This window comes from Ruminococcus flavefaciens, assembly GCF_900143025.1.
Classification (GTDB): Bacteria; Bacillota; Clostridia; order Oscillospirales; family Ruminococcaceae; genus Ruminococcus; species Ruminococcus flavefaciens_I.
The window spans coordinates 249588-263988 of record NZ_FRCT01000002.1; the positions used below are offsets into that span (position 1 = coordinate 249588).

Annotated in this window: 13 protein-coding genes; 12 read left to right on the plus strand and 1 reads right to left on the minus strand. The window is 38.4% G+C overall.

Annotated features, from left to right (window positions below):
• Positions 1 to 16: 16 nt before the first annotated feature.
• From BUB28_RS03370 to BUB28_RS03425, 12 genes are all read left to right on the plus strand, one after another.
• The gene (locus BUB28_RS03370) at positions 17 to 1990 is read left to right on the plus strand and encodes a DHH family phosphoesterase (protein ID WP_072948744.1); all 1974 of its coding nucleotides are present in this window, start codon (positions 17 to 19) and stop codon (positions 1988 to 1990) included.
• 20 nt (positions 1991 to 2010) lie between these two features.
• On the plus strand, positions 2011 to 2457 hold the full coding sequence (gene rplI, locus BUB28_RS03375) for a 50S ribosomal protein L9 (RefSeq protein WP_072948746.1): 447 nt from the start codon (positions 2011 to 2013) through the stop codon (positions 2455 to 2457).
• A 12-nt stretch (positions 2458 to 2469) separates the two neighbouring features.
• Complete coding sequence (gene dnaB, locus BUB28_RS03380) at positions 2470 to 3825, plus strand: replicative DNA helicase (RefSeq protein ID WP_072948748.1); 1356 nt, start codon at positions 2470 to 2472, stop codon at positions 3823 to 3825.
• Between the two features lie 2 nt (positions 3826 to 3827).
• Positions 3828 to 5162 carry a tRNA lysidine(34) synthetase TilS gene (tilS, locus tag BUB28_RS03385; protein ID WP_175547788.1) on the plus strand — a complete coding sequence of 445 codons (1335 nt, stop codon included), beginning with the start codon at positions 3828 to 3830 and terminating at the stop codon, positions 5160 to 5162.
• A gap of 56 nt (positions 5163 to 5218) precedes the next feature.
• Positions 5219 to 7090, plus strand: a complete 1872-nt coding sequence (ftsH, locus tag BUB28_RS03390) for an ATP-dependent zinc metalloprotease FtsH (protein ID WP_081373367.1) — start codon at positions 5219 to 5221, stop codon at positions 7088 to 7090.
• A gap of 120 nt (positions 7091 to 7210) precedes the next feature.
• Entirely contained in the window at positions 7211 to 7639 is a 429-nt protein-coding gene (locus BUB28_RS03395) for an FHA domain-containing protein (RefSeq protein ID WP_242939922.1), read from the plus strand.
• Positions 7640 to 7691: 52 nt separating this feature from the next.
• Positions 7692 to 8933: an FtsW/RodA/SpoVE family cell cycle protein gene (locus BUB28_RS03400; protein ID WP_242939923.1), complete on the plus strand. Its 1242-nt coding sequence runs from the start codon at positions 7692 to 7694 to the stop codon at positions 8931 to 8933.
• On the plus strand, positions 8930 to 10291 hold the full coding sequence (locus BUB28_RS03405) for a penicillin-binding transpeptidase domain-containing protein (protein ID WP_072948760.1): 1362 nt from the start codon (positions 8930 to 8932) through the stop codon (positions 10289 to 10291). The genes BUB28_RS03400 and BUB28_RS03405 overlap by 4 nt, the downstream gene beginning before the upstream one ends.
• 142 nt (positions 10292 to 10433) lie before the next feature.
• Positions 10434 to 10961, plus strand: a complete 528-nt coding sequence (hpf, locus tag BUB28_RS03410) for a ribosome hibernation-promoting factor, HPF/YfiA family (RefSeq protein ID WP_072948763.1) — start codon at positions 10434 to 10436, stop codon at positions 10959 to 10961.
• A 75-nt stretch (positions 10962 to 11036) separates the two neighbouring features.
• The gene (locus tag BUB28_RS03415) at positions 11037 to 11705 is read left to right on the plus strand and encodes a lactate utilization protein (protein WP_072948765.1); all 669 of its coding nucleotides are present in this window, start codon (positions 11037 to 11039) and stop codon (positions 11703 to 11705) included.
• A gap of 3 nt (positions 11706 to 11708) precedes the next feature.
• The gene (locus BUB28_RS03420; protein WP_072948767.1) at positions 11709 to 12545 is read left to right on the plus strand and encodes a putative ABC transporter permease; all 837 of its coding nucleotides are present in this window, start codon (positions 11709 to 11711) and stop codon (positions 12543 to 12545) included.
• 134 nt (positions 12546 to 12679) lie between these two features.
• Positions 12680 to 13654: an aldolase catalytic domain-containing protein gene (locus tag BUB28_RS03425; protein WP_072948770.1), complete on the plus strand. Its 975-nt coding sequence runs from the start codon at positions 12680 to 12682 to the stop codon at positions 13652 to 13654.
• A 40-nt stretch (positions 13655 to 13694) separates the two neighbouring features.
• On the opposite strand, the gene BUB28_RS03430 is transcribed toward BUB28_RS03425, so the two are convergent.
• On the minus strand, positions 13695 to 14348 hold the full coding sequence (locus tag BUB28_RS03430; RefSeq protein ID WP_072948772.1) for a phage head-tail adapter protein: 654 nt from the start codon (positions 14346 to 14348) through the stop codon (positions 13695 to 13697).
• Positions 14349 to 14401 lie beyond the last annotated feature (53 nt).

A 14401-nucleotide genomic window follows, 5' to 3' on the forward strand; every position in this document is an offset into this window, starting at 1 on the left:
CGAAAGGAGATTTAAGTTGAAAAATAAATTTCCTGCAGTTCTGCTGATCCTGCATCTCCTTGCACTTGGAGCTCTGACGGTCACATTTCTGCTGACAGACCACAGCGATAAAGTTGTTAATATAGTTTCCATTTCAGCTGTGACACTTATCTTTGCTTGTATTGTCTATACTATTATCTATTCAAGAAACGCGATGCGAAGGATATCAAAAATGAATCAGCATCTCGAAAGCTCTGCTGCCGAGTTCATGAATTCGCTTCCTGCGCCTGTTGCTGTAATAGATGATAATAAGAAATTTGTTTGGTACAATCAGATCTTTGCAGAAAAGATCGGTCTCGGACAAGACGTATACGGACATGATTTTGAGGGCTTTGTTAAGATCGACCTTGAGTCGCTTTCCACCAATGGCTCTGCGCTCTGTCCGTTAAATGGCTGCATATATAACGTTACAGCTGAAAAATTCACCAAAAAAGATATGTCGTTTCTTGTCCTTTATTTCCATGATGATACGAGTTATTATAGTATAAAGAAAAGCATGGACGAGTCTCACCCCAATGTTGTGGTCATTACTATTGATAATTATGACGATATAATGCAGAACGCAAAAGAAAGTGAAAAAGCTCAGACCTCTGTTGAGACAGAAAAGCTCATTGAAAACTTTATGAGCACAACAAACGGCTTTATTAAGAAGACTTCTGCAAATACTTTCTTTGCAGTTCTCGAAAATCGTCATCTTAAAGAAGTTATAAACGGTAAATTCAAGCTTCTTGATGCTGCAAGGAATATCAAGATAGCCGGAAAATACCCTCTCACCTTCTCCATTGGTGTTGGTCAGGGAGCTTCCTCACTTTCAGAAAGTGAAAGGATCGCTCGTCAGTGCCTTGATATGGCGCTTGGCAGAGGCGGAGATCAGGCTGTAGTAAAAACAGAAAGCGGATACAGGTTTTTCGGCGGTGTTTCTAAAGGCGTTGAGAAGCGTTCTCGTTCCAAGACACGAATTATTGCAAACGCATTGCAGGATCTTATAGTAAGTTCTGACAGAGTGTTCATTATGGGACATCGCTTTGGCGATCTTGACTCTGTCGGGGCAGCCTGCGGACTTGCGGGAGCTGTTTCTATTCTTGGAAAAGAAGCTTATATAGCCGTCGATCGCACCAAAAACCTCGCTTCTAATCTAATTGACACCATTGACGCAGAAACAGACTGCGGTCTGTTTGTTACACCGAGTGATGCTGAAAGCATGATCGGTCCGAATGATATCCTCATTATTGTAGACACCCATAATAAGGACTATGTTGAAAGCCGTGCGCTTTACGAAAAAGCCCATTCAGTAGTTGTTGTGGATCATCATAGAAAAACAGTCAACTTTATTGACGATGCAGTTATCTTCCACCATGAGCCTTACGCTTCATCTGCATCGGAAATGGTTACTGAGATAATCCAGTATTTCAATTATAATTCAGACGAAAAGATAGCAAGCTGTCACGCAGATGCTCTTCTTGCCGGAATAATGCTTGATACTAAAAATTTTGTAATGCGTACAGGCGTAAGAACATTTGAGGCTGCTGCTTTTCTTAAAAAGCTCGGTGCAGATACTGTTGCCGTAAAGCTTCTGTTTTCAAATTCAATTGATTCCTACAGGAGAAAAACTCAGATCGTAGCATCTGCAAAAATACATAATCACTGTGCTATTGCTGCAGCTGATTTCGTTTCGGATGATATAAGACTGGTTGCTCCGCAGGCAGCAGATGAGCTTCTCAGTATAACAGATGTTGACGCATCATTTGTTATCTATAAAACACAGAATACTATCAATATTTCAGCACGCTCTCTCGGCGCACTTAATGTTCAAATAATAATGGAACAGCTCGGCGGAGGCGGTCACCAGACGATGGCAGCGACTCAGCTTGAGAATATCGAGGTCGCAGACGCTGTTAAAGCACTTATTTACGCTATTGACGACTGTCGAAAAAACAGTTCGGAGCCATAAAAAGAAAGGTCGGTATAAATATGAAAGTAATTTTCTTACAGGATGTAAAAGGTTCAGGCAAAAAAGGTGAACTTAAAAATGTAGCAGACGGCTATGCACGCAATATGCTTATACCTAAGGGATACGCTGTAGAAGCTACCGCAGCTAATATGAATAAGCTCGAAGGCGCACAGGCTTCTGCACAGCATAAGATAGATATGGATATACAGGCTGCCAAGGAAGCAGCTGCAAAGCTCAAAGGCAAAAAAGTAAATATCATAGCTAAAGCAGGCTCTAACGGCAAGCTCTTCGGCTCAGTTACCGCAGCACACGTTGCTGAAGCTATTTCAAAGCAGTTCGGTGTTCAACTGGATAAAAAGAAGATCACACTCAGCACAGATATAAAGAATTTCGGTTCTTATACAGCTTCTATCAAGTTTTATAACGGTATAACCGAAACAATTGATGTTGAAGTCAGCGAAGGCTGATCGGTGAATAATATGGACGAAAATGAGATCCTGCTCTCTTCCCGTGAGCTACCTCACAGTATCGAGGCGGAGCAATCTGTTCTGGGAGCTATAATCTCTCAGCCATCGGTTCTTTCCGATGTTATTGAACTGATAAAACCTGAATATTTCTATAACGAACAGCATAAGGCGCTGTATTCCATAATGCTTCAGATGAATTCTATGAGTTTACCTGTCGATATCGTTACAGTGCTTAATGAAGCTGAAAAACAGCATATTTTTGAGAGTCCTGCCGAGGGTAGACGTTATCTTGCGGAAATTGGCAATATGCTGCCATCGACTTCAAATATACAAAGCTATTGCAAGATCGTTGCTGATAAATATTTTCTCAGAAGTCTCAGCTATGTTGCAAGAGCTATTCTTGATGATGTTCAGTCAGGTGAACAAGATGCGCAGCTGCTTCTTGATGCTGCTGAACAGAAAATATACGATATAAGACAGGGCAGAGATGTCAAGGGACTTGTTCCCCTTTCGGACGCTATTGCTGAGGCGTATGACAGACTTGGCAAAATATCAGGTCCTGACAAGGAAAAATATGTCGGTGCACGAACAGGATTTACTCTTCTTGATAGTATTACATCAGGCCTTAACAAGTCTGATCTGATCATAATTGCTGCAAGACCAGGTATGGGTAAGACTTCTTTTGCTATGAATATAGCTACAAATGTAGCGCGACGCTCTGAAAAGGAAGTCGTTACTTTCAACCTCGAAATGTCAAAGGAACAGCTTGCTACAAGAATACTTTCGACAGAAGCTCTTGTTGAATCAAATACACTGAGAAACGGACGAATAACAGGTGAAGACTGGGTAAAACTTGCAACAAGTGCGGGCTATCTCAGCACTATCCCCTTGTATATCGACGATACAGCAAGTATGACCGTTCAGCAGATGAAGGCTAAGCTTAGAAGAACTAAAAACCTCGGATTAGTTATCATCGACTATTTACAGCTCATGGAGTCAACCTCGCATTCAGATAACAGAGTTACTGTTATCAGTGAAATAACCCGACAGCTTAAAGTCATGGCTAAAGAGCTCAATGTTCCTGTAATACTTCTTTCACAGCTTTCCCGTGCTGTTGAAAGCCGTACAGATAAAAGACCTATGCTTTCCGATCTTCGTGAATCGGGTTCTATCGAGCAGGACGCTGATATCGTTCTTTTCCTTTACCGTGAAGCATATTACAATAAAGAAAGTCAGCGACAGAACATATCAGAATGTATTGTTGCTAAAAACCGACACGGTGAAACAGGTACAGTTGAGCTTATATGGGACGGTCAGTATACTCGTTTCTCAAATCCTGATTACAGTGAAGCACCTGAAAATATATGATTATGTTAACCAAGGTTTACGATTTTATTTTAAAAAATTCACTGCTTAGCAGAGGAGATACGGTTGTATGCGGATTATCAGGCGGAGCAGACAGTGTTGCACTCCTTTTATCACTTTTTGCATTGAAGGAAAAGCTTGATATAAACGTTGAGGCTATCCATGTAAATCACTGCTTACGAGGTAAAGAAAGCGACAGAGATGAAGATTTCTGCCGAGATCTTTGCAAAAGTCTCGAAATCCCGTTTAATGCTGTATCCTGTGATGTTAATGCACTTTCAGCTTCGGAAGGTATTTCTGTAGAAGAAGCTGCGAGAAAGCTGAGATACAGGATCTTTGCCGAAAGCTCTGTAGGTAAAAAGCTCGCAACCGCTCACAATGCTAATGACAATCTCGAAACTGTAATTCTTAATCTTTCACGCGGTACAGGTGTTAAAGGACTTTCGGGTATTCCTGTTATACGCGGCAATATAATAAGACCTCTTCTGACAGTTACACGTCGTGAGATCGAAGAACATCTCGCATCATTGAGTCAGTCATATGTTACGGACAGTACCAATCTGTCAGATGATTATACAAGAAATAAGATCAGACATAAAATAGTTCCTTTACTGGCTGAAATAAATTCATCTGTAAATGAAACATCTGTAAATACAATTAGCAATATCCGAGAGGAAAATGAGTTTATCGAAAGGATTGTCTCTCAGGCAGAGAATAAATGCAGAAAATGCAACAAGCTGATCGGTCTCGGCGAGTACGATCCTGTAATAAGAAAACGCTGTATATCGCGTCTTCTTGCGGATAATCAACTCCCCTACTCGTTCAGAAGACTTGAAGAAGCTGATGATATACTTCTTAATGGCGGAAAAATAAATATTTCAGGTCATTTCTTCCTTGAAGCCGGAAATGATATCATTGAATTGAAAATTATAGAAAAGCCTGTAGAAGGCGTTATTTCCGCTGATATTGTTATTGGAACTGATAATATCATCAATAATTGTAATGTCAAATGTGAGATAATAGAATGTGATAATTTGAAGAAATTTGAAGCCGTTCATAAAAAATCCACATTTTATGTTGCTGATTATGATAAAATAAGAGGAAGGCTTATCGTAAGAACAAGAAGGTTCGGTGATAAGATAAAACTAAAAGGAAGAGATTTTACTTCTTCCGTAAAAAAGCTGATCAATGAAAAAATTCCTGCTGAAGAACGTTCGGATCTTCTTTTTCTGGAAGATGAATGCGGAACTGTTCTCGCCGAAAAAATCGGTATCGCAGATCGTATCGCACCCGATGACAATACAGTCAGGTTTTTAAAAATTTCGTTTATACGATCGTAAGAAATGGAGAGGATAATTTGACACCAAAGAAAAGCAAAGGTATTTTTACCTATCTCATGCTGATCATCGCAGCTGTCTTTTTGCTTATTTATGTAAGCTCAAGACTTAATTCAACAAGTAATAAAACTCAATATTCCGAGATAATTAGTCTTTTTGATAATTATAAGGTATCATACTATGAACTCGACCTCGGAACAGGTGAACTAACCTATCGAATTGAAGATCAGGAAAAGGAAAAGCATTATACCGTTCCAAATGTAAATATATTCCTTGAAGATACCAAAGATTATCGTAAGGAATATAATGAGCATCACGCTAATGAAGAGAAAACTCTGGAACAGGATTTTATCAAGATAACAGACAGAACATGGCTGTATTCACTTATTCCTGTTATCCTTACAATACTTCTTGGCGTTGCTATCCTCTATTTTATGATGAAGCAAAGTGGCGGCGGCGGTAAGTATACAAGCTTTGGCAAGGCTAATCTGAAAAGCAGTGCAAGCGCAAGAAAAGCTACTTTCAAAGATGTTGCAGGTGCTGATGAGGAAAAGCAGGAGCTTGTTGAGATCGTTGATTACCTTAAAAATCCAAAGAAATATACCGATCTCGGTGCTAAAGTACCTAAGGGCGTTCTCCTTTTAGGCCCTCCAGGTACAGGTAAAACTCTCCTTGCAAGAGCTGTTGCAGGTGAAGCAGGCTGCCCGTTCTTCCCTATTTCCGGTTCTGATTTCGTTGAAATGTTCGTCGGAGTCGGTGCATCAAGAGTTAGAGATCTTTTTGAACAGGCTAAAAAGCACGCTCCTGCTATTATTTTCATTGATGAGATTGATGCCGTAGGTCGTCACAGAGGCGCAGGTCTTGGCGGCGGTCACGATGAACGTGAGCAGACACTTAACCAGCTTCTCGTTGAAATGGATGGTTTCACAGGAAATGAAAGCGTAATTGTTATTGCTGCAACTAACAGACGTGATATTCTCGATCCTGCCCTTCTCAGACCCGGTCGTTTTGACAGGCAGATCGTTGTAGGATACCCTGATGTTAAGGGAAGAGAAGAAATTCTTCAGGTTCATGCTAAAAACAAGCCTCTTGGTCCTGATGTAAATATCAAGACTATCGCAAGAACAACTCAGGGCTTTACAGGCGCGGATCTTGAAAATGTACTGAATGAAGCTGCTCTCCTCGCTGCAAGAAACAATCGTCTTGCAATTACAGAAGCAGATATTGAAGAAGCTACCATGAAGGTTATTGCAGGTCCTGAAAAGAAGTCACGAATTGTTACCGAGCACGATAAGCTTGTTACAGCTTATCACGAAGCAGGTCATGCAGTTGCTGCATATAACTTAAAGACTCAGGATAAAGTACATCAGGTTACTATTATTCAGCGTGGTATGGCAGCAGGTCTTACAGTAACAAGACCTGATAATGATGACAGACACGTTTCAAGGAATCAGATGCGTGAAAGTATCATTATGCTTCTTGGCGGTCGTGTTGCAGAAGAGCTTTTCATTGATGATATCTGTACAGGTGCTTCAAATGATATCGAGCGTGCTACTGCAACTGCACGTAATATGGTTACAAGATACGGCTTCTCAAAGAAGATAGGTACTGTTGTATACGGTTCCGATAACGATGAAGTATTCCTTGGTAAGGATTACGGTCATACAAGAAATTACAGTGAAGCTGTTGCTGCTCAGATCGATGAAGAAGTACGTTCTATCATTGAAAAGGCTTACAGTGATTGTACAGAGCTTATCAAAGCAAATGCAGACAAGATGCATTTCCTCGCAAAGTATCTTCTTAAATTCGAGAAGATCGACGGAGATGATTTTGAAAAGCTTATGCGCGGTGAAATGTCTCCTTCTGTTCTTTATGAAAATGACATTGTTGATACAACATCTGAGACAACAGAAGAAAATACTGAGATTTAAAAAAAGATCCCGAAGAACTATTCTTCGGGATTTTTAATGCAATTATACTATTATGCCTTAAACATTGCATTTCTTAATTTTTTGTGTTATAATTAAACAGTATGTTTATTTTTATTGGAGGTGTTCTTCTTGAATTCTCTGAATCTTATATTATGTGCTGCTTCAATCGCTGCACTTGATATATGTATTTTTGTCCTTATTATAACGGCATATTGTGAAAAGAGATCATCTAAGAAAAACTGGCACGAGCTTGCACACGACATGGAGCTTGCAGAAAAGGATAAAATATACGATCTTGGCTGCGACGAAGTACTTATCGGCCGTCATGCATCGGCTGATATAAGACTCCCTGATCTGTCAGTATCACGTTATCACGCTATGCTTACTGTATCAAATGGTATATGGACTATCAAGGATATAGGTTCAAAATCAGGCATTTTCGTTAACGGTAATCTTATACATGAAACCGTACTTCATGAAAATGATGTAATTAAGCTTGGTAATCGTCGCTTGATCTTCAGAAAAAGGAGGCAGGAACGTGTACGCTAACCCCGTTGCATATATTTTTTCATGTATTTTTGTAATTTTTGCTCACTCAGCAATGCTTGTCAATATATGGTTCAATGGTAATTTTTCAGAACCGCGTGATATTGCGATACTCGGTGCAGCTGTAATTATTCTTGACATTGCTTATTTTGTTGCGATACTTTTCTTTAAGCAGATGTCGTATGTTCTTGATTTTTTGTTGATACTTATTCTTAATATGAGCGTGATTTTCCAGTCCTGTTTCATATGCAAATTCAATATCAAGCACTACATAACCTGTATCGTATGTCTTGCAGCAAGCAAATGCGGATATATGCTCTGTAAGAACCACAAGCTTCTTCAGGACAAAAAGAAGTATATATATGGTGGTATAGGTATACTTCTTATGTTAGTCCTTTTCGTTGACCTTGTTAAGCATGATATGTGGATAAGGATAGGTTCATTTACACTTCAGCCTTCTGAATTCATTAAACCACTATTTGTACTTGCTTGTGCAACTTCGATTGCAGATCAGCAGAAAAAGCATAAGATATTATGCTTTAATGTTGTATATGAAAACATATCGCTTTTCTGCTTAATGGCAGCTATTTGCCTTGTTCAGGTCAAATCTCATGACTACGGCAGTCTTCCTACTTTTATAAGTATATACTGTGTAGGTTTTATACTTAGAATATGCTACCCAAAAGCTAAATTCTCTAAAAAGAAACTCTTTGCAGTTATCGCGGTTATTGTTGTATGTCTGCTTATCGGTCTCAAGTATGCACCTGAATACGTTCAGCATCGTCTTCACGTTGATATCTGGAGTGATAAAACAGGTGACGGATACCAGCAGTCACAAGCTCTTATAGCTATCGCCAACGGAGGCTGGTTCGGAGTTGGACCCGGAAGAGGCTTCCTTTCAAATATATTTGCTTTTGACAATGATATCGTATTTGCAACTGTAAGCGAGGAATGGGGACTTTTATACGCACTTATGATGGTTCTTACCATAATAATCATTACAGCTGTTCCTCTTTTTAATCCTACAAGGTCATATTATCATGCGACAATGTCATCTTGTATCGCTGCTGCCTTTATTGTTCAAATGGCTCTTAATATATTCGGTTCATGTAATCTTATACCTTTTACAGGCGTTACAATTCCGTTTATTTCTTCAGGAGGAAGCTCACTGCTTGTTAGCGGCTTTATGACAGGTATGCTGATGGCAGGACAATCCCCTGTTTTCAGAGAAAATAAAGCTTCTCAAAAGAATAAAAAACAGACAGAAGCTGTTCCGGCATGGAGGTGGAAGGAATGAAAAGCATCAAAAGAACTCAGCGCGTAACAAGCATTATAATCCTTCTCTTTATACTTGGAATGGTAGTACTTGTACTCAAAATAATACATGAATCATCATTCTATATGATGAATTCTGATAAGCTCCAGCTTGGATATGTATATGACAGAAAGGGCGATGTACTTTTTGACGGTACAGGAAACGGTTCATATCCTGATAATCACTTCCTTGATGTAGGCAATATAATCGGTGATGACAAAGGACAAATGGAAAACACCATTGTTGCTTGTAATCTTGAAAAGCTTAATAATTATAATTTCTCTGACGGTCTGTTAAAAAAAGGCGGTAAAGCTGCTATATATACAACTCTCGATCATGCAACAAATCGTGCGGTATTTGATGCGTATGGTTACATGGAGGGCTGTGTGACTGCGTATAACTATAAAACAGGCGAAATGCTTGTTTGTGCAAGTCTCCCCTCTCTTGATGTAACTAAAGGATATGAAAACATAAACAGTTTCGAAGATGGTACACTTTGGTCTAAAACTCTGCACAAAACTGTTCCGGGTTCTACCCAAAAGGTATCCACAGTTATTTCTGCTCTTGAAATAATGGGAAGCGGTCTGCTCTATTCAAAAAGCTATACCTGCAATGGAAAATATATTAACCAGACTGGCGGCAATATTGACTGTCATAATGCTTACGGTCACGGCACTCAAAACATACAGCAAGCATTTGAAAACAGCTGTAATCCGTTTTTTGCACAGCTTATTGAAGATAATGACCTTCCTTTTGAAAGGCTGAAAAAACAGTATGAAAAGCTGGGCTACGTACTTAACGGCGCGAAATCAAAATATATTGATATAGACGGTATACAGTGCGAGACTGCATCTACAACTCTTGAAAATCCATATGAATTCAAAACTCAGTGGGGCTGTATCGGTCAGGGCGATACCCTTGTAAGTCCTATTCAGCTTATGATGTGGGAAAGTGCAATTGCTAATGGGTCAGGAAAAATGACAATGCCTTACTTTATAGATCATGTTACAAATACAAGAGGTTCGGTAAAAGACAAGGCAAAGACTAAGTACAGCGACAAGATCTTTTCAGAAAGCACTGCATCTGCTGTAAAGCAGATAATGCTCACCAATGGATCGGATAAATATTCTTATCTTATATCAGGATATCCTGTTGGTGTTAAAAGTGGTACTGCACAGGTTCAGGAAGGTGCAAAAGAAAATTCTCTGCTTGTTGGTTTCGTAGATGATCCTTCATTCCCTATTGCTTTCTGTATTCTTATAGAAGATAAGGACAGCGGCTGGATAACAACAGAATACATTGCACAGATACTGCTTGATAATTTAAAAAACAATATCTGATGTCATATTAAACAAATAATAATATATCCTTTGTGCATTTAAACAAAATTAATAAAATTCTCTTGTAAATCCACAGAAGTTATGGTATAATATAACCATAAACAAAAGCTTTGTTTTTGGCAAAGCTAAAAGGAGGACCAATATGAAAACAACTATCACAGCTAAAAAAATGCAGATCCCTACTAATTTTACCGAATATGCTGAGAAAAGGATCGATTCTCGTCTTGGTAAGTTCTTTGGAGATGAAGCTGATGCTAAGATCGTTATTTCTGAGATCAGAACTCAGATAATCCTTGAGCTTACTGTTAAATACAACAGCATTATATTCCGTGCAGAGCGTTCTGCTGAAGACAAATATGTAGCTCTTGATGATGCGATCGACAAGATAATAAGACAGATCCGTAAGAACAAGACAAAAGTTGAGAAGAAACTAAAGGATACAGCTTTCAAGGAAGCATTTGCTTATCCTGTACCTGAAACTGTTGATTACGAAGTAATCAAACACAAGAAGTTCAAGATGAGACCTATGGATATTGATGAAGCTATTCTCCAGATGAATATGCTCAGCCACGAGTTCTTCATGTTCACAAATGCAGATTCAGGTCAGATCAACGTTGTTTATAAGCGTGATGACGGAAACTATGCTGTTCTTGAGCCTGATATGGAATAATTGATATTAGTTACATTGTATGCGGGGCAAAATATGTCCCGCATACTGATTTTTATATAGTCGGAGTGATAAAAAATGGATAACAATAAGAAAGTCATAATTGAAAAACGTATCGCAAAAGTTGGCGAAAATCTCAAAAAGAACAATATGGAGTTCTATTACGCTGAAACAAAGGATAAGGTTGCCGATATCGTAAAGTCGCTTATCAAAAAAGGTGATGTTATTACCAACGGCGGAACTATGACAATGGCGGAATGTAATTTAGCTGAACTTCTTAATTCTCCTGATTACAATTATCTTGACAGATCGAAAATGACTCCTGAGGAAGTTGCTGAGCTGTACATAAAAGCTTTTTCCGCTGATGTTTATATATCAAGTTCAAATGCAATAACCGAGGATGGTTGCTTATATAACGTAGACGGCAACAGTAATCGAATAGCCGCAATTGCTTTTGGACCTAAATCAGTCATAATTATTGCAGGATATAATAAAATAGTAAAGGATCTTAAAGAAGCTGAGGTAAGAGTCAAAAGAGATGCAGCACCTCCTAATTGCATAAGACTTAACTGTCCGACATACTGTGCTGAAAAAGGCGAATGTATTTCACTTTCAAATAATGAAAGACAGATATCAGACGGTTGCGGCGGAGATGGACGAATATGCTGTAATTACCTTATTTCAGCACATCAGCGTCATAAGGGACGTATAAAAGTAATAATAGTTGGAGAGGAGCTTGGATACTAAGCTATGAACGAAACTGCTCTAATTGTATATAAAACTGCGAGTTTCTTCGTTATTTATGCTTTCTTTGGCTGGTGCCTTGAAGTTGTTTATCAGGCTGTGGAACATGGTAAATTCATAAACCGCGGATTTTTAAATGGTCCATACTGCCCTATTTACGGCTTTGGAGTCATTATTGTCTACGGTGCGTTGGAACCATTGAAAGAAAACATACTTATTCTGTATTTCGGAGCAGTTATGCTGACAACAGCTCTTGAATTAATAACAGGTTTTCTGCTTGAAAAGATATTTGATCAAAAATGGTGGGACTATTCACACGAACGATTTAATTTAAAAGGCTATATCTGCATCAAATTCTCCTTACTGTGGGGAGTTGCTTGTTTAGTCACAGTAAGACTTATTCATCCGGCGGTAAATAAATTCGTTGATAAACTGCCTCATATTGTTGGAATACCCATACTTGTAGTTTTCTTTATCGGCTTTATAAGCGATATGATAATTACAATTCTTGCTATAATTCATATTAAAAAGAAGTTAAAACTGCTTGACAGCATTTCTGATGAGATGAGGAAGATATCAGATAAAACAGGCGAAAAGATATTCGATAGCGTTGAATATGTCATTGAAAAGAAGAATTCTTTAGATGAAAGAACTTCTCAGCGGCGCGAAAAACTCAGCCAACTTGCCGCAAAATATGCAAAAATTCGAGATGAAAAGAACTATACAGTTTTACGACTTTCTAAAGCCTTCCCTAAATTAAACATTTATAATCCTAAACATTTTAAAGAGCAGATCCGTGAGTTAAAGACTAATTTTATAAAAAAGAGCAAAAAAGAGGACTAAAATTTAGTTCTCTTTTTTTCAGGAATTTAAAGAAAACGTTTGACAATCCTACAAAAGTATGATATAATACATACAGAAACGCTTTAAAGCGTTACAGCTTAAAGCTTTATAGCGTAAAAGAAAGAGGAATTTTTATGAAAGAGTTATCAAAGCTTATGAATTTCAGATCAGATGTAAGAGTAGTAGATGCTACTCTCAGAGACGGCGGTCTTGTCAACGACTTCAGGTTCAGTGACGAATTTGTCAGAGACCTTTACCTTTCAAACATCAAAGCCGGTGTAGACTATATGGAATTTGGCTACAGAGCTGATAAAGAGATGTTTAAAGTTGATGATTTCGGGCCATGCAAGTTCTGCGATGATGAATATATCCGTTCAATTGTCGGTGAAAACCATACAGATCTGAAAATTGCTATAATGGCTGATGTCGGACGCTGTAATTATAAGCAGGATATAGTTGAACGTGAAAACAGTCCTGTTGATCTCATTCGTGTAGCTACATATATCCACCAGATACCAACTGCTGTTGACATGATAGAAGATGCTAAGAAAAAGGGTTACGAGGTAAGCTGTAATATTATGGCTATTTCAAACGCTCAGGAAAGTGATATGAAGGTAGCTCTTGATATTCTTGGTCAGTCCCCTGTTGATGTATTTTATATCGTTGACAGTTTCGGTTCATTATATCCAGAGCAGATCGCACGCATAGCTAATCTTTACGGTGAATTTGCAGAGAAATACGGCAAAAAGGTTGGTATACACGCTCATAATAATCAGCAGCTGGCCTTTGCTAATACTATTGAAGCAGTCGGTGATGGTGTAGACTGGCTTGATGCTACATATTCAGCAATGGGCAGAGGTGCAGGCAACTGTGCAATGGAACTTCTTCTCGGATTCCTTAAAAATCCAAAGTATAACGTTTATCCTGTATTCCAGTTCATTGAAAAACACATGGATAAATTACGCGCAGATGGCGCAGTATGGGGATATGATCTTCAGTACCTTCTCACAGGTCTTTTCAATCAGCATCCAAGAACAGCTATCCAGTACACAAAGGATAAGCGCAGAGATGTTTCTGAATTCTATAAAGAGATAATATCTCAGGAATAATAAAAACGCCCGAAAGAAATTTCTTTCGGGCTTGTTTTTATTATTTTAACTTTGATCTTATACGCAGGCAAGCTTCTGTGTGCATTATCCAATGCCTTGAGAATGGCATTTGTATAAGTCCGCGAATATCCTTTCCGCACCAATAATCTATAAGCCAAATTGCGTTCTCGTCTTCGCTTACAATGTTTAAACTGCTTAAATATTCCTTTGTTTTATGATTAACCTTGTTTTTCAGCATATCAAAAGATAAATTATTAATGATATTTTCTGTACTATCCTTTACTTCTTGAATATACGAATAAAGCTCATCTATGTTCAATTGCTTTGAAAAATCCGCGATCTGCTGCTTTACAAGCTCATTTCCTGTTGTAATTATAGGCGATTTGATACGTTCTTTATAATTCTTTTCAAAAAATACCTGTTCATCACCGTTTATTATTGAGTGAGCAACGATATCCTCTATACGGAAGATATGCCAGATCGAGTATGCTATTGTTTTGGAATGATATCCCTCGCTATTCAGAAAAGGTATAGCGCTGAAATCTTCAGCGGATAATTCAGTTTTGAACTCTTCTAAGACCTTCATAAGCTTATTTCTCAATTCAAATAGCGTAATGATGCCGCTTTTATAAGTATCTTCTTTTTTAAGTTGTTTTTGCATTGTTTTATTAAGCTCAGACCATTCCTTATTCATATTACACCTCGATATATAAAGTATTAAAGCCATAGATTTTCCGTTTCGGTAAA

Bases quoted from the DNA above. Each gene is read 5' to 3' on its own strand.
- rplI (WP_072948746.1), top strand. From the start codon at position 2,011: ATGAAAGTAATTTTCTTACAGGATGTAAAAGGTTCAGGCAAAAAAGGT.
- dnaB (WP_072948748.1), top strand. From the start codon at position 2,470: ATGGACGAAAATGAGATCCTGCTCTCTTCCCGTGAGCTACCTCACAGT.
- BUB28_RS03430 (WP_072948772.1), bottom strand. From the start codon at position 14,348: ATGAATAAGGAATGGTCTGAGCTTAATAAAACAATGCAAAAACAACTT.
- BUB28_RS03400 (WP_242939923.1), top strand. From the start codon at position 7,692: ATGCTTGTCAATATATGGTTCAATGGTAATTTTTCAGAACCGCGTGAT.
- BUB28_RS03420 (WP_072948767.1), top strand. From the start codon at position 11,709: ATGAACGAAACTGCTCTAATTGTATATAAAACTGCGAGTTTCTTCGTT.
- hpf (WP_072948763.1), top strand. From the start codon at position 10,434: ATGAAAACAACTATCACAGCTAAAAAAATGCAGATCCCTACTAATTTT.
- BUB28_RS03415 (WP_072948765.1), top strand. From the start codon at position 11,037: ATGGATAACAATAAGAAAGTCATAATTGAAAAACGTATCGCAAAAGTT.
- BUB28_RS03405 (WP_072948760.1), top strand. From the start codon at position 8,930: ATGAAAAGCATCAAAAGAACTCAGCGCGTAACAAGCATTATAATCCTT.
- tilS (WP_175547788.1), top strand. From the start codon at position 3,828: ATGTTAACCAAGGTTTACGATTTTATTTTAAAAAATTCACTGCTTAGC.
- ftsH (WP_081373367.1), top strand. From the start codon at position 5,219: ATGCTGATCATCGCAGCTGTCTTTTTGCTTATTTATGTAAGCTCAAGA.
- BUB28_RS03425 (WP_072948770.1), top strand. From the start codon at position 12,680: ATGAAAGAGTTATCAAAGCTTATGAATTTCAGATCAGATGTAAGAGTA.